General features: G+C 64.2%; 13 protein-coding genes. 2 read left to right on the top strand and 11 right to left on the bottom strand.

The window, feature by feature from the left end; genetic code table 11:
* Positions 1–8: 8 nt before the first annotated feature.
* Positions 9–1,316 carry a pyruvate dehydrogenase complex dihydrolipoamide acetyltransferase gene (locus ASS64_RS02015; protein ID WP_067689010.1) on the bottom strand — a complete coding sequence of 436 codons (1,308 nt, stop codon included), beginning with the start codon at positions 1,314–1,316 and terminating at the stop codon, positions 9–11.
* A 132-nt stretch (positions 1,317–1,448) separates the two neighbouring features.
* Between ASS64_RS02015 and ASS64_RS02010 the strand changes: the two genes are divergently transcribed.
* Positions 1,449–1,901 (top strand): universal stress protein, encoded by a 453-nt coding sequence (locus ASS64_RS02010; RefSeq protein WP_067689007.1) that lies wholly within the window; start codon positions 1,449–1,451, stop codon positions 1,899–1,901.
* Between the two features lie 4 nt (positions 1,902–1,905).
* Here ASS64_RS02010 and ASS64_RS02005 read toward each other — a convergent pair whose 3' ends face one another.
* The 9 genes from ASS64_RS02005 to radA all read right to left on the bottom strand — a co-directional run bounded on the left by ASS64_RS02005 (position 1,906) and on the right by radA (position 12,322).
* Positions 1,906–2,427 (bottom strand): peroxiredoxin-like family protein, encoded by a 522-nt coding sequence (locus ASS64_RS02005; RefSeq protein ID WP_067689004.1) that lies wholly within the window; start codon positions 2,425–2,427, stop codon positions 1,906–1,908.
* Between the two features lie 47 nt (positions 2,428–2,474).
* Entirely contained in the window at positions 2,475–4,793 is a 2,319-nt protein-coding gene (gene rnr / locus ASS64_RS02000; RefSeq protein WP_067688999.1) for a ribonuclease R, read from the bottom strand.
* Positions 4,794–4,939: 146 nt separating this feature from the next.
* A complete protein-coding gene (proS, locus tag ASS64_RS01995) occupies positions 4,940–6,481 on the bottom strand; it encodes a proline--tRNA ligase (protein WP_067688996.1) in 1,542 nt (513 codons plus the stop codon).
* 132 nt (positions 6,482–6,613) lie between these two features.
* Positions 6,614–7,168, bottom strand: coding sequence for a polyhydroxyalkanoate synthesis repressor PhaR (phaR, locus tag ASS64_RS01990; protein WP_067688993.1), 555 nt, complete (start codon positions 7,166–7,168; stop codon positions 6,614–6,616).
* Positions 7,169–7,243: 75 nt separating this feature from the next.
* Positions 7,244–8,278: an alanine racemase gene (alr, locus tag ASS64_RS01985; RefSeq protein WP_067688990.1), complete on the bottom strand. Its 1,035-nt coding sequence runs from the start codon at positions 8,276–8,278 to the stop codon at positions 7,244–7,246.
* A 7-nt stretch (positions 8,279–8,285) separates the two neighbouring features.
* Positions 8,286–9,932, bottom strand: coding sequence for an MFS transporter (locus tag ASS64_RS01980; protein ID WP_067688984.1), 1,647 nt, complete (start codon positions 9,930–9,932; stop codon positions 8,286–8,288).
* A gap of 45 nt (positions 9,933–9,977) precedes the next feature.
* Positions 9,978–10,412, bottom strand: coding sequence for an iron-sulfur cluster assembly scaffold protein (locus ASS64_RS01975; RefSeq protein WP_083508114.1), 435 nt, complete (start codon positions 10,410–10,412; stop codon positions 9,978–9,980).
* Positions 10,412–10,933 (bottom strand): CvpA family protein, encoded by a 522-nt coding sequence (locus ASS64_RS01970; RefSeq protein ID WP_067688973.1) that lies wholly within the window; start codon positions 10,931–10,933, stop codon positions 10,412–10,414. The genes ASS64_RS01975 and ASS64_RS01970 overlap by 1 nt, the downstream gene beginning before the upstream one ends.
* A 21-nt stretch (positions 10,934–10,954) precedes the next feature.
* Complete coding sequence (gene radA, locus ASS64_RS01965; protein ID WP_067688970.1) at positions 10,955–12,322, bottom strand: DNA repair protein RadA; 1,368 nt, start codon at positions 12,320–12,322, stop codon at positions 10,955–10,957.
* A 72-nt stretch (positions 12,323–12,394) separates the two neighbouring features.
* On the opposite strand from radA, the gene ASS64_RS01960 reads away from it, so the two are divergent.
* Complete coding sequence (locus ASS64_RS01960) at positions 12,395–14,710, top strand: patatin-like protein (RefSeq protein ID WP_067688968.1); 2,316 nt, start codon at positions 12,395–12,397, stop codon at positions 14,708–14,710.
* Here the strand turns inward: ASS64_RS01960 and ASS64_RS01955 are convergent.
* Positions 14,707–15,330 (bottom strand): DUF6445 family protein, encoded by a 624-nt coding sequence (locus ASS64_RS01955; RefSeq protein WP_067690304.1) that lies wholly within the window; start codon positions 15,328–15,330, stop codon positions 14,707–14,709. The two genes, ASS64_RS01960 and ASS64_RS01955, sit on opposite strands and share 4 nt — an antisense overlap.
* Positions 15,331–15,333: the final 3 nt, after the last annotated feature.

Below are 15,333 nucleotides of genomic sequence, written 5' to 3'. Positions count from 1 at the left end.
TGGAGAGGTCAAACCACCAGCCCCATCGGGTTTTCGACCAGCTGCTGGAAAGCTTCCATCAATTGCGCGCCGTCGGCGCCGTCGATGGCGCGGTGATCGAAGCTGCCCGTTGCGCTCATCACGGTGGCGACGCCCAGCGCGCCGTCGATCACATGCGCACGCTGCTCGCCTGCGCCGACCGCGAGGATCATCGCCTGCGGCGGGTTGATCACCGCGTCGAATTGCTTGGTGCCGAACATGCCGAGGTTGGAGAGCGAGGCGGTACCGCCCTGGAATTCATGCGGCTGCAGCTTCCCGTCGCGCGCCTTGCCCGCCAGTTCCTTCATCTCGGTGCTGATCTGCGCGAGGCCCTTCCTGCCCGCATCGCGGATGATCGGGGTGATGAGGCCCGAGGGCGCGGCCACCGCGACCGAAATGTCCTCGCGGGCATACTGGAACAGCTCGTCGCCCTGGAAGCTGACATTGCAGGCGGGGACGCGCTGGAGCGCGCGGGCCAGCGCCTTGATGAGCAGATCGTTGACCGACAGCTTAACGCCGTCCGCCTCCAACGAGGCGTTCAATTGCTTGCGCAGGTCGAGCAGCGCATCGAGCCGCACGTCCACGGTAAGGTAGATGTGCGGGATGGTCTGCTTGGCTTCTGTAAGGCGCTTCGCGATGACCTTGCGGACATTGTTGAGCTTGGTCGCTTCGTAAGGCGCGTCGAGATCGCTTTGGACCCGATCCCCTGCGGAGGCAGGGGCCTCGGTCGGTTTCGCCTGGCTGCTGGAGGCCCCAGCCTTCGCTGGGGTTCCGGCGCCCTCGACATCCGCCTTGACGATGCGGCCGTTGGGACCGCTGCCCTCGATCGAGGACAGGTCGATACCCTTCTGCTCGGCAATGCGTTTGGCCAGTGGCGAGGCGATGATGCGGTCGCCCGAGGGTTTGGGAGCCGTCTCTTTCCGAGCCCCTGCGGAGGCAGGGGCCTCCTTCGGTTGCGCGTCATCGTTTGAGGCCCCAGCCTCCGCTGGGGACCGGTCGGCATCGGATTGCGCATCCTTGGAAGGCGCCGCCGCGGCCGCCTCCTCCAGATCCTCACCCTCTTCGGCGAGCATGGCGATGACTGTGCCGACCTTCACGCCCTCGGTGCCTTCCTCGACCTGGATTGCGGCGATCGTGCCTTCGTCCACGGCTTCGAATTCCATCGTCGCCTTGTCGGTCTCGATCTCGGCCATGATGTCGCCGGCTTCGACCGTGTCGCCCGGCTTCACCAGCCATTTGGCGAGCGTGCCCTCCTCCATGGTGGGCGACAGGGCGGGCATCTTGATCGGCGTGGGCATGGTTGTGACGTTACGTCCTCGCTGGGGAGTGAGTTCGAAGGCACCTCTGGCGAAAAGGTCGGTGCGCCGCAAGGTCCTTGCGCAGAATACGAATTACCGGATAGGTCGCGCGCAAGGGAGCCGGGGAGCACTATGCGTACATACCTTGTCGTGATGGACGAGACCGAGGAGGCGAGGATCGCGCTGCGTTTCGCCTCGCTGCGCGCGCAGAAGACCGGCGGATCGGTACATATCCTCGCGCTGGTGCCGCAGCAGACCTTCAACGCGTTCGGCGGCGTGCAGGCGACGATCGAACAGGAAGCGCGGGAACGCGCCGAGGTCATGGCCAATAGCGCGGCGGGGAATATCTTCGGCGAAATGGGCAAGATGCCCACCATCGCGGTGCGCCCCGGTCCGCCCGCCGACGTGATCCGCAAATATATCGAGGAACACGGAAATATCGCCGCGCTGGTGCTGGCGACGAGCGCCGAGGGCGGCTCGGGCCCGCTGGTGACGCATTTCGCGGGCCATGCCGGGCATCTGCCCTGCCCGCTCTACCTCGTCCCCGGCGGTCTCAGCCGCGAACAGATCGACGCGCTCGCCTGACCGCTCAGCTCAGCGTTCCGCGCGTCGGATAGTCGTTTTCCAGCGTGAAGGTCAGACCGCTGAGCAAGTCGTCGAGATCGGGGCGCGTGAAGGGCGCGTTCTGGACCACCGCGAAATGCAGCGTGCCATCGGGTTTGACCAGGAACAGGCCCGGCTCTGAGAAGACGTCGGGTTCCTCGCTACCCTCGCGCTTTTCACTGATGTAAAGGCCCCATTCGCGGGCCGCCTCCTCGCTCAGCGAATGCGCGATTGGCAGGTCACCAGTGTCCCATTCCTCGTGGCTGACGGCGGCGCGCTCGGGGCTGTCCATCGACACGGCGAAAACGTTGATGCCCTTCTCGGTAAATTTGTCGAGCTTGCTGCCGAGTTCGTTCAAATATTTCTTGCAGATCGGGCAGTGCTTGCCGCGATAGAACACCAGCATGGTGAAGGCGTCGGGCGCCTGCTTGGACAGTTCGAAACGCGCATCGATGGTGAGCGGCAGGTCGAGATCGGGGACGGGCTGGCCGGGAACGAGTTGGGGCATGGTATCTCCTTTGTCCCTCCAATGACCAGCCAGCCCGGTGCGTTCCGTTACTTCTTCTTGCGGCCCTGATGGCGGATGTTACCCGGTCGGCCGCGCCTGCCTTGCGCATGCGCCTGACGCGGGGCGCCGGTGCCTTTCTTGGGGCCACGCTTCTGATGCGTGCGCTTCTTCGCGCGAACGCGATTGCCGCGCGGTTCGATGCCCGAACCATCGCTGTCGGGCACTTCGAATTTCAGGGCACCGGTCAGCGCATTGGCCTCGGCCAGCTTCAGTTTCAGCCGGTCGCCCACGGCATATTCGGTCCCGCTGCTTTCGCCGATCAGCTTCTGCGCTTTCTCGTCGTAGCTGAAATATTCGCGGCCCAGCGTGCTGACCGGGACCAGCCCGTCGCCGCCCAGCTTCTCGATCGTGGCGAAAAAGCCGAAGCCCTGAACGCCGGTGATGCGCGTATCGAACGTCTCGCCCACGCGGCCCGAGAGCCATGCCGCGACATAGCGATCGATCGTGTCGCGTTCCGCCTCCATCGCGCGGCGTTCGGTCTGGCTGATCGCATCGGTGATCTGGTGCAGCGCGGTCCTGTCGCGGTCGGACAGGCCCGAGGTATCGGGCAGGTCCAGCTTGGGCTTGGGCTGCTCCAATTTGTAGGCATCGACTAGTGCGCGGTGGACCAGCAGATCGGCATAGCGGCGGATCGGCGAGGTGAAGTGAGCGTAGCTGCCGAGCGAGAGGCCGAAGTGCCCCGCGTTCTGCGGCCCGTAAAAAGCCTGCGTCTGGCTCCGCAGCACCGCTTCCATGATAAGCGCCTTTTCGGCCGGGTCTGCGATGTCCTTGAGCATGCGGTTGAACAGCCCCGGCGTGATCACCTGCCCCAGCGCGAACTTCTTGCCCTGCGTGGCGAGATACTCGCGGAAGGCGAGCAGCTTTTCGCGGCTTGGCTGTTCGTGCACACGGTAGACGACGGGCGCGGCCTTGGCCTCGAGCGCCTTCGCCGCGGCGACATTGGCGGCGATCATGAAATCCTCGACCACGCGGTGCGCATCGAGCCGTTCGCGTACGGCGATCTCCTCGATCACACCCTCGTCGTTGAGCCGGACCTGCCGTTCGGGCAGTTCGAGATCGAGCGGATCGCGCGCCTGCCGCGCCTTGAACAGCAGCTTCCACGCACCCCACAAGTTTTGGAGGTATTCGGGCGCGTCGCCGGCATCGATGGCGGCCTGCGCATCCTCATAGGCGATGTTCTTTGCGAGCCGCACGATCGCGCGAGTGAAGCGCCAGTCGCTGACCTTGCCGTCCTTGTCGATATGGATGTGGCAGGCCATCGCCGCGCGGTCGACGTCCTGCTTGAGGCTGCAGACGTCGGCGCTCAGCACTTCGGGCAGCATCGGCACGACGCGATCGGGGAAATAGACCGAATTGCCGCGCTTCCTCGCCTCGCGGTCGAGCGCGCCACCGGGGCGGACGTAATAGCTGACGTCGGCGATGGCGATGATCGCGCAGTAGCCGCCCTTGCCGTCGGGCTCGGCCCAGATCGCATCGTCATGGTCGCGGGCATCGGCGGGGTCGATCGCAACGATGGGTATGTCGCGCAGGTCCTCGCGATGGTCGGGCGAAAGCGGCAGGTCGACCGCACGCTCCGCCTCGGCGATAGTTTCCTGCGAGAAGATGTGCGGGATGCCGTGCTTGGCGATGGCGATCAGGCTGAAGGCCTTGGGCGCAAGCGGGTCGCCGATGACCTCGACGACCTTGACCTTGGAGCGGGCGGATTTGCCCATGCGCTCGGCCAGCACCAGCTCGCCTTCCTTGGCCTCGCCCACATCGCCGATGGGCGCACTGTCGCGCACGCGCTTGTCGACGGGGGCGAGCCAGTAATTGCCGCTGCCATCCTTTTCGACGACGCCCATCAGACCTTCGGTGCGCGCGGGCAGCTTTTTCATCGGCGTCGCGCGCCACCCGCGCTCGGTTTCTTCATTGCGCGCAAGAATCCGGTCGCCACGCTTGAGCGCAGCCATCTTCTTGCTTTCCTTCACCATCAGGCGCGGCGGCTTTTCCTTGTTGTCCGGAGCCCAGTTCTCGGGCTCGGCGACAGGTTCGCCATCTTCGATCGCAACGATCTTGAGGACGGTCACCTTGGGCACGCCGCCCATCCGGTGATAGGCAGTGCGTTTGCCGTCGATCAGGCCTTCTTCGGCCATGTCCTTGAGGCGCTTTTTCAGCGCAATCTTTTCCTGCCCCTTCAGCCCGAATGCCTTGGCGATCTCGCGCTTGCCGGCAGGTGTGTCGGAGGTCTGGATGAATTCGAGAATTTGTTCTTTGCTCGGCAGTCCCTTGGGCCGCCGATGTTTGTTCTTTTTTGTCATGCGCGCCATATGGGGATGGGCAGGCGACATGTCACCTCTTCCGCCTCACTGCGTCAGCCTCCCCATTCGTGTCGAGCGAAGTCGAGACACTCTGGCACAGCGCAGCAGTATCTCGCCTACACGCTCCGCGCTCCGCTCGATACGAACGGTCGGTGTCAGTAGGCCTTGGCCAGCAGGATGCGCTCGACCGCCGCATCGCCGGTGAAGATGCAAGTGCCGTCGGCCGGTGCGGTGTCCATCGGCACGTTGCGGATGGTGAGCTTGTGTTCCTTCAGGCGCTCGACGACCTTGTCAAGCGCGTCTCCCGTGGGCTTCGACCACTGGACCTCGACCCAGCCCGGATAGCGCGAGGCGGCGAAATGTGTCTCGACCTCGGCGAAATCGGTGACGCCGCGGGTGATGTTCGCATCGCGGCGTTCGGCGGCCTGCGTCAGCAGGGCGTTCTGCATGTCGGCAAGGATATCGGGGATGGTCTGCCCGGCAACCTCGCGCGTGGGGTTCTGGAAGGCGGGCTTGCCGGTTTCCGCGTTCCATAGCTGATCGCGGCGCAGCAGGCTAACGACGCCGTTCTCCATGTCGCGGCCGCCGACCTCGACAATAACCGGCGCACCCTTGCGCACATAGTCCCAGCGCTTCTGCGCGGCCTTGCCGGGGCGCGTGTCGAGCAGCACGCGCAGCGGCTCGCCGAGCACGTTCTGGCTCGCCAGCGTCGCGCGCAGCGCCTCGCAATAGTCGATCAGGGCTTTGTCCTCGGGCTTGTCGCGCAGCATCGGCAGGATCACGACCTGCTGCGGTGCGATCTTAGGGGGTAAGCGCAGGCCGTCGTCGTCCCCATGGGTCATGATAACGCCGCCGACCATCCGGGTGGAGACGCCCCAGCTCGTCGTATGGGCAAGACTTTCGCTGCCTTCGCGGTTCTGAAACTTGATCCCGCTCGCCTGCGCGAAATTGGTGCCGAGATAGTGGCTGGTGCCGGCCTGCAGCGCCTTTCCGTCCTGCATCATGGCTTCGATCGACCAGGTTTCGAGAGCGCCGGGAAAACGCTCGTTCTCGGGCTTCTCGCCGGGAATGACGGCCAGCGCCAGATCCTCGTCCGCAAAGGCGCGATAGACCTCGAGCATGGTGAGCGTGTGCTCCTTCGCCTCGGCCTCGTCGGCGTGGGCGGTGTGGCCTTCCTGCCAGAGAAACTCGCTGGTGCGCAGGAACATGCGCGTGCGCATTTCCCAGCGCACGACATTGGCCCACTGGTTGAGTTTCAAGGGAAGGTCGCGCCAGGACTGGATCCAGCGAGCCATCGCATCGCCGATGATGGTCTCGGAAGTCGGGCGGACGACCAGCGGTTCCTCCAGCTTGGCTTCCGGATCGGGTATCAGCCCACCATCCTTATCCGCGATAAGGCGATGATGCGTGACGACCGCCATTTCCTTGGCGAAACCTTCGACGTGTTTCGCTTCACGCTCGAAGTTCGATAGCGGAATGAAGATCGGGAAATAGGCGTTCTCGTGACCTGTCGCCTTGATCCGGTCGTCCAGCAAACGCTGCATGCGCTCCCATATGCCGAATCCCCACGGCCGAATGACCATGCAGCCGCGCACCCCCGATTCCTCGGCCATCTCGGCAGCGCTGATGACTTCCTGGTACCATGCGGCGAAATCTTCTTCGCGGCGTGCATTCAAGGCATGGCGGATCTGGGCCACGGTGCGGTCTCACTTCAAAGTTGAATTCGCATCGCCCCTAGCCGCTCGTGTCGAGCGAAGTCGAGACACCAATTTGCTCTGCCAGCCAGTCTCTCGACTACGCCGGAGACGAACCGAGCTGGCAGGCTTGGCCTACTTGCTCATCTCGTCGAGCTTCTTCTGCATTTCCGCCATTTGCTTGCGCATCTGCGCCAGCTCGTCCGACTGGTCCGCGCCACGATCTTTCCGGGGCGTGGCGCGATTGCCCGGAATGAACGCTTCGGCCGCGTTCTGCATCATCTTGAAGTTGGCCTCCGCCATCTTGGCGAGCGGATTGCTTTCGATCCCCTTGGCGAAGGCCGCCTGGAGCTGCTCGCGGTTCTTGCGCAAGTTCGCCATGCTCGCTTCGAGATAGCTCGGCATCATCGCCTGCATCGAATTGCCGTACATGCTGATCAGATCGCGCAGGAAGCTGACCGGCAGCATTTGCGTGCCGTGGCTTTCCTCCTCGACGATGATCTGCGTCAGGATGGTATGCGTGATATCGTCGCCCGTCTTGGCATCGAGCACATGGAAATCGACATTTTCGCGGACCATTTTCGCCAGATCGTCCAGCGTGATGTAGCTGCTGGTATCCGTGTTGTAGAGCCGCCGGTTGGCGTATTTCTTGATGATGATCGGTTCGCCTTCGGCGGTCCGCTTGGCCATGTGCGCCTGCTCCCAATTGTGCGTTGCGACGAGGCTTAGCACGTGCACAAACTGCGGCGCAACATGACGCAAAGGTCAACCGAAGCGATTGCCCAGCAAGGTCAGCAGTTCGTATTGCGAAACAGCGGTTTGCTGCGCAGCATCGGGAAGGTGATAGGGCAGTTCGACCCAGTCGCCTTCGGTGAGCTCGGGCGCCTCTGAAAGATCGAGGACGATCATGTCCATAGACACCTTGCCGAGGATCGGAAGGCGGCGATCGCCCGCGATGAAATGCGCACCGCCCCAACTGCGCAGGATGCCGTCGGCATAGCCGAGCGAGACGACACCCACCCGCATCCGCTGCCTTGCAGTGAAGGTGGCATTGTACCCGACCGTCTCCCCCGCATCGATCTCGCGGGTCTGGATCAGCGCGGCTTGTGGGTGGACCACCTGCCCGATCTTGTCTTCCAGCTCCGCGCGCTGGATCCCGCCGTATAGCGACAAGCCCGGCCGGGTGAGGTCGAAACCATAGTCGCTACCCAGCGCAATGCCCGCGCTGTTCGCGAGGCTGGCCTCCTCATGTGACACTATCGGAAGGCAGGCCCGGAATGCGTTCAGCTGGCGCGCGTTCATTGCGCTGTCCTCGTCGGCACAGGCAAGGTGGCTCATCACCACGTCGACATCGAGCGCCTGAATCGCGGGATCGCTCGCTTCTGCAGGGGCAATGCCAAGCCGGTTGATGCCCGTGTCGATCATCAAATGGCAGGGTCCGCCCCCGCCCTCGTTCCAGAGTTTCGCCTGCCGCAGGCTGTCGATGACGGGACGCACACCCGTAGCGCGCGCATAGCCGACCTCATCCGCAGTGAGGGGCCCGTGAAGCACCGCAATCCGATCCGCCGGGACATGCGCGAGGACAGCGGGCACCTCGCTCCAATGCGCGACGAAGAAATCACGACAACCCGCGTCGCGCAGGACCGGCACGCACCGGTCCCCGCCCAGACCATAGCAATCGGCCTTTACAGCCGCCCCCGCGCGAGCCTTTCCGGACAGCGTGTGGAGTGCGCGCCAGTTGCTGGCCAACGCGCCGCTGTCGATACGCAGCCGCAGGGTCGGCGGCGGGAGGTCGGTCATCGGAAGCTCACGGAAGGACCGGCGATGCGGGCGGATCCTGCCCGCTATCCTTGAAATCGCGCGGCGGACCATCGGGGAGGCCCCACCAGGCGACTATCAGGCCGAAACCGACGACGGCGATGGTGTACCAGAGCCCTGAATAGGCATTGCCGGTCATCGCCACGATATAGCCGGCGATCAGCGGCAGGAAGCCGCCGAGATACCCCGCTCCGATGTGGTAGGGGATCGACATCGAACTGTAGCGGATCTTGGCCGGGAACATCTCCGACAGTAGCGCCGCAACAGAACCATAGGTCAGCGCGGACAACACGCCGAGTACCAGCAGCAGACCGATGATCCCGAGGATGCTCGTCAAAGGCGGTGTCTGGCGCGCGAAGTCGTAGCCATTGGTCTTGAGCCAGGCCTGGATGATCGCCCGGCGCGTTTCGTCGGGCAGGTCTTCGTAGCTGTAGCTTTCGCTGCCGATCGTGACTTCGGCGGCATCCGCCTCGCCGATCGAATAGGGTACGCCCAGCGCGGTCAAATCCTGCAGCGCGCGGCCGCAGGGACTGGCCTGGACCTCGGCGAAGGGATCGTACTCGCAAGCGGCACCGCTGACGGTGACAGGCGCAGCGCGCGCGCTTTGCTCCAGCCCCGGATTGGCGAGCGATCCGATGCCCCAGAAGATCGGAAACAGCAGCGCGAGCGAGGCGATCGCACCGATGATGATCGGCTTCTTGCGCCCGACCCTGTCGGACCACTTGCCGACGACGATGTAGAAGCTCATCGAGATCGTGCCCGCGATCAGCAGCATCCATTCGACCACACTCTCATCCACGCGCATCGGTCCGCGCAGGAAGGACAGGCCCGAAAAGAACGCGGTGTACCAGATCGTCGTCAGGATTCCGGTGATCCCGAACAGCGCGACGAAAATGCGCTTGGGATTGCCCGGATAGGTCAGGCTCTCCTTGAACGGATTGGCGCTGGTTTCGCCCGCGGCCTTCATTGCCTGGAAGACCGGGCTTTCGGACAGTTTGAGGCGCATCCACAGCGAGATGAACAGCAGGATAATCGACAGCAGAAAGGGAATGCGCCAGCCCCAGTCGAGGAAATCCTGTTCGGGGATCAGTGCGCGGCAGGCGATCACCACCGCGATCGACAGCACGAACCCGCCGACCACGCTCGCCTGGATGAAGCTGGTGTAGAATCCGCGCTTTTCGGGCGGTGCATGCTCGGCGACATAGATCGCCGCGCCGCCATATTCGCCGCCCAGCGCCAGCCCCTGCAGGATGCGCAGGCAGATGACGATGATCGGTGCGGCGAGACCGATGCTCGCCGCGCTGGGGATCAGGCCGACACCCGCCGTGGCGATCCCCATCAGCGTGACGGTAACGAGGAAGGTGTATTTCCGCCCCAGCCTGTCACCGAGGAAACCGAACAGGATCGCACCCAGCGGACGGAAGCCGAAACCGACCGCGAAGCCGGCCCATACCAGCAGGATCTCGAGCGTTTCGTTGTCGCTCGGGAAGAAGGCCGCGCCGATCAGCCCGGCCAGCGTGCCGTAGATGAAGAAATCGTACCATTCGAAGACCGTCCCCGCGCTGCTCGCGGCGATGACGAGACGGATTTCCTTTTCGGTCGGCTCCCTCTGCAATGTGGCGGCACCCTCGGCCATGTCGCGCTCCCTCCCTCGCGATTGTTTTCGTTGTGGGAAGCGGGTCTAGCGGGGGGCGGAGGGCTTGGAAAGCGCGTCCAGCGCGGCTCTCCACGGCAGGAGGATCGCCTCGTGCCGTCCACGATGGGGCCGGGCGGGTTCGAGCAATTCGAGGCGCGGGAGAATCGTGCTTGGCATGTCGCCTTCGAGCCAGCTGGCGAGCGCGGAGACCATCTCGCTCACTGCAGCCGCATCCATCCCCTGTGCCTCGCGCGCGAAGATGGCTCCCGAGGCCTGGCCGACGGCGCAGGCAGTGACCTTGAGGCCGACCTCGGCCAGATAGTCGTCATGCGCAGAAGAGAGTTCGATCACGCTGCCACAGCTGCGCGATCGGGCATTGCCCTGCGCAATCGCCTCGCGATCGAGCGGATGATCGGCCAGCTCCACGGCTAGCGCCAGCAATTCGGGCGAATAGAGGACGGGTGCGCGCGTGGCCGCCATCATTCTTCGCCAGCGGCCTGTTCGCGCAGCCGCGCCCGCCGCTCGGCCAGCACCTCGACCAACGCCCGCGAGCTTGCATCGACCAGTTCGTAACTCCGCGCGGTGGTGATCCAGCTCGGCCGCCCCTTGTAGCTCCACACGCTGTCGTAGCCGAGCACCAGCAGCGAGAAGGCGATGACTACGATCACCGTGCCCTTCAAGGCCCCGAAACCGAAGCCGAGAACCCGGTCTACCGGACCCAGCACCGACCCGCGCGATACGCTGCCGACATTATTGGCGATGACCTTCATCGCGGCATAGGGGATGAGCAGCAGAAGCGCGAAGGCCAACAGCGAGGTGGTGATATCCTCGCCCAGATGATCCTGCAGCGCCAGCGTAAGCGGCGTGTGCAGGAAGCGGATGGCGAAACCGGCCAGCACCCAGGCGGCGAGCGACAGCACTTCCTGCATGAATCCGCGCATGAAGCCGCCCGCCGCGGCAATGCCGACGATCAGCAGGACCAAATAGTCGAAACCCGTCATTACCCTTCCTTGGGCCGGGACTTATGAATTCCCGATTATCCGGTCAACGAGATTGGCCAGTTGTCCCAATCCGTCAAAGGTCAGCTTGGACGAGCCGCCCTTCACGTCCGACGGCCCGAAACCGCGATCGAAGCCGAGCTTGGCCGCTTCACGCAACCGCAGTCCGCCATGCGCGACGGGCCTGATCTCTCCGGCGAGCGAGACCTCGCCCAGCCATACGCTGCGCGGCGGCAGCGGTTTGTCGGCCATTGCACTGACCAGCGCCGCAGCCACGGCAAGATCGGCTGCCGGATCGGATAGTCGGTACCCGCCCGCTACGTTGAGATAGACTTCCGCAGAGGAAAAATTCAGCCCGCAGCGCGATTCCAGAACCGCCAGCAACATGGCGAGGCGACCGTTGTCCCAACCCACGACCGCGCGGCGCGGCGTCGCCCCCGATTGCAGCCGCACGATCAGGGCCTGGATCTCGACCAGCACCGGGCGTGTACCCTCGATAGCGGGGAAGACGGCGCTGCCCGCCATCGGCTCGTCACGGCCCGAGAGGAACAGCATCGAAGGATTGTCGACCTCTTCCAGCCCCTCCCCCGCCATGGCGAAGACGCCGATCTCGTCGACCGCGCCGAATCGGTTCTTGAGCGCGCGCAGGATACGGTACTGGTGGCTGCGCTCGCCCTCGAAGCTCATCACCACATCGACCATATGTTCGAGCACGCGCGGGCCGGCAATGTTGCCGTCCTTTGTGACGTGACCGACCAGCACCAGCGCAACGCCGTTTTCCTTGGCGTAGCGGATCAGTTCGAAGGCGCAGCCGCGCACCTGGCTGACCGTGCCGGGCGCACCCTCGATCGTGTCCGAGTGCATGGTCTGGATCGAGTCGATAACCAGCAGCTTGGGCGCATCCATCGTGCCGAGCGTGGTGAGGATATCGCGCACGCCGGTGGCCGCCGCCAGCTTGACCGGAGCATCCGACAATCCGAGCCGCGCCGCACGCATGCGCACCTGTCCCGATGCTTCTTCGCCGCTGACATAGATGACTCCATGCCCCTCACGCGCAATCTTTGCAGCGGCCTGCAGCAAAAGCGTGGATTTGCCGATGCCAGGATCGCCGCCCAGCAGGATCGCCGATCCGGGCACCAGCCCACCGCCCAGCGCGCGGTCGAATTCGGCAAGGCCGGTGGGCTGGCGTGTGGGTAAGGCACCCGGCTTGTCGAGCTCGACGAATTGGACCGCCCTGCCCCCGCTCGACAGATCGTGCTTCATCGAAAACACGGTGGCGGGCGCATCTTCGACCAGCGTGTTCCATTCCGCGCAATCGGCGCATTGCCCCTGCCAGCGATGCGACACACTGCCACAGGCTTGGCAGACATAGCGTTTCTTGGGCTTGGCCATGGCCCACCGCTAAACGGAACATTTACAGAACGCAATTGCCTAAAGCGATTTATCCCTTCATGACGGTGAACGATGCGCCAGAAGGAATTGAGGATCGCACTGGTCTGCTACGGCGGGGTAAGCCTGGCGGTCTATATGCATGGCGTCACGCGCGAGCTTTGGCAACTCGCCCGGGCGAGCAGGGACTTCCATACCGGAGCCACTCCGCGTCTCGGTGTCGACGCCGTCTATCGCGCCCTGCTCGAGACGGTCGCCGAGGAGAGGGACCTTCGTTTGCGCGTGCTGCCCGACATCATGAGCGGCGCTAGCGCGGGTGGGATCAACACCGTATTTCTCGCACAGGCAATCTATTCCGGACAATCGCTCGAGCCGCTGACCAACCTGTGGCTGGAAGTGGCGGATGTCGACGAGCTGGTCGATCCCGCCGCACGGCTGAAATGGCGCTTCTCGAAAATCTGGGCGCAGCCGTTTGCGACCTGGCTGCTCAGCCGTCCCGGCACCGATCTGGCCGACGAGGTCGCTCCCGAGACGCAGGCGGAGGTCGAGCGCAAGGTTTCGCATCTGATCCGCGGGCGCTGGTTCGAACCGCCGTTTTCGGGACTCGGCTTTTCACGACTGCTCGAACGCGCCTTCTCGGCGATGGCCGACAGCGAAATCGAGGACCCCTTGCTGCCGCCGGGCCATCCGCTCGATCTCTATGTGACCGCGACCGATTTTCATGGGTATCTGGAGCTGCTGCGACTGCACAGCCCGCCGGTGGTCGAGGATACCGAGCACCGCATGCCGATCACCTTCCGCGCGCGGACACCGCAGAAGGGCGGAACCGACCTGGCGAACCCGCTCGAACTCGTTTTCGCTGCCCGCTCGACGGCGAGCTTTCCGGGTGCCTTCCCGCCGCTGCGGATAGGGGAAATCGACCGGCTTTCCGATCTGACCGAACGCGCCTGGTCCGGTCGCGAAGATTTTCTCGAGCGCATCATGCCGGTCCATGTTGCGCGGGAAACGCTTGATAACGTATCGCTTATCGACGGGTCGGTGCTGGTCAACAAGCCGTTTGCCGGGGCCATATCGGCCTTGCAGGGAAGACCGGCGCAGCGCGAGGTCGACCGGCGCTTCATCTATGTCGATCCCCGGCCCGACCGGACTACCGGGAGCGGCAAGGAGAGAAGCGAGCCCGTCGGCTTCTTCTCGGCCATCTTCGGCTCGCTTTCGACACTTCCGCGCGAACAGCCCATCCGCGACAATCTCGAACAGCTGGAAGAACAAAGCCGCGAGGCCGAGCGGCTCAGCCGCATGGTGTCGGCGCTGCGGCCGGAAGTCGACGGTGCGGTTGAAAAACTGTTCGGACGCACGCTGTTCCTCGACCGGCCGACACCGCCCAGGCTCAAGAACTGGCGGCAAAAGGCGCAGCAGGCGGCTGCGGAACGGGCCGGCTATGCCTTCCATGCCTATGCCCAGGCGAAATTTGCGGGAATAGTCTCTCGGCTCGCGCGCCTGACGCTGACTGCCGCTCCCAAGCTGGGTTTCGACGAGCCGTCGCCGATCGAGGCGGTACTCCGCGAAGAGCTCGTGCGGCGCGGTCTCGATACGCTTGCCGCCCCCGCCGGCGGCGCATCTCCCAAGGCGATCGCCTTCTTCCGCGAACACGATATCGGCTTTCGCATCCGCCGATTGAGGCTGCTCGCGCGCCGGCTTGCGCGCGATTGGGAAATCGATCCCGAGATTCCCGACGATGCGCTCGAGACGGGCCGCGATGCGGTCTATCGCATTCTCGCCCTCTATTTCGAGAAGGAAGGAACCGCTCCGCTGGGCGCGGCCTTCGAGCCCCTGGCGGAAGGCGTCATGCGCGATCCCGGCACGCTGCTCGACATGATCGAGGCGAAGCGGCTGTTGCCCGACCTCGACGACCGTGCCGAGGAACTGCTTGCCGCCGCGCTCGAGCAGATGCCCAAGAACCTGCGTCGGCGGATGCTGCTGACCTATCTCGGTTTCCCCTATTACGACGTCGCCACCCTGCCCCTGCTGCGCAACGAAGGCCTGACCGAATTCGATCCGGTCAAGGTCGACCGCATCAGCCCCGACGATGCGCGCAGCATTCGCGAAGGGGGGACCGCAGCGACGCTGCGAGGCATCGAATTCTATAATTTCGGCGCCTTTTTCAGCCGCGCCTATCGCGAGAACGATTATTTGTGGGGTCGATTGCATGGAGCTGAGCGGATGGTCGATCTGATCTGTTCGACACTCGTCAAACCCTTCGACGACAACACCTGCCGTCACTTCAAGCGCGAGGCCTTCCACGCAATCCTCGACGAGGAGCAGGCGGCGGGCCGGTGTTCTCAGCGGCTCATCGATGCCATCCGCGCGGAAGTGGTCGAACGGCTGCCCTAGCCTCTCGTGCGGGCGAAGAAGAGCAGCATGACCAGGCGCGCGCTTTCGGCATCGGTGCCGAAACCCGGCGCGGCATTGTGGAATTGCCAGGGCGAGAACAGCACCAACCGGTTGAAGCGCATCGGAACGCGCATCACGCGTTCCCATCTCGATGGCTGGGTCGTGTCCTTGTTGACCACGTCGCCGACGAGCTCGTCGAGACCGTCATATCCGGTAGCAGCCAGTTCGGCGCCATTCGCAGGGACGCGCTCCAGCCCGGTGCGCTTGTGGCGGTAGAAATCGGTCCCGCCCGCCCCCGGCTTGACGCAGTCCTCGGGTCGCGAGAGATAGAGAATGCCGGAATAGAAGGCAGGGTCGATATGAACTCCGCTGCGCCCCTTGTCCGATTTCAGCGTGATGCGGCAGTGACCATGCTCGGTCCCCTTCGCGCCCGTCAGTTCGACGCCGACATGACGTGAGACCGAGGCGTTGATCCCTTCCACCGGAAGCGCGCTCGTAGAATCGCGACCCGGGTAGTTACCGCCGCTACCCGGCCGGGCATATTCCAGCGCCAGCGCGGCGCGGCGCGCCGCCCAGGGGTCGGTGAGAAAATCGTCGATAATCGTCAGCGAGGGCAGCATGGG

Origin of the sequence: Erythrobacter sp. AP23, assembly GCF_001542855.1 — a bacterium.
Lineage (GTDB): Bacteria > Pseudomonadota > Alphaproteobacteria > Sphingomonadales > Sphingomonadaceae > Qipengyuania.
Note: the sequence above shows the minus strand (reverse complement) of the source record. Positions and strands in the feature narration are given on the sequence as shown.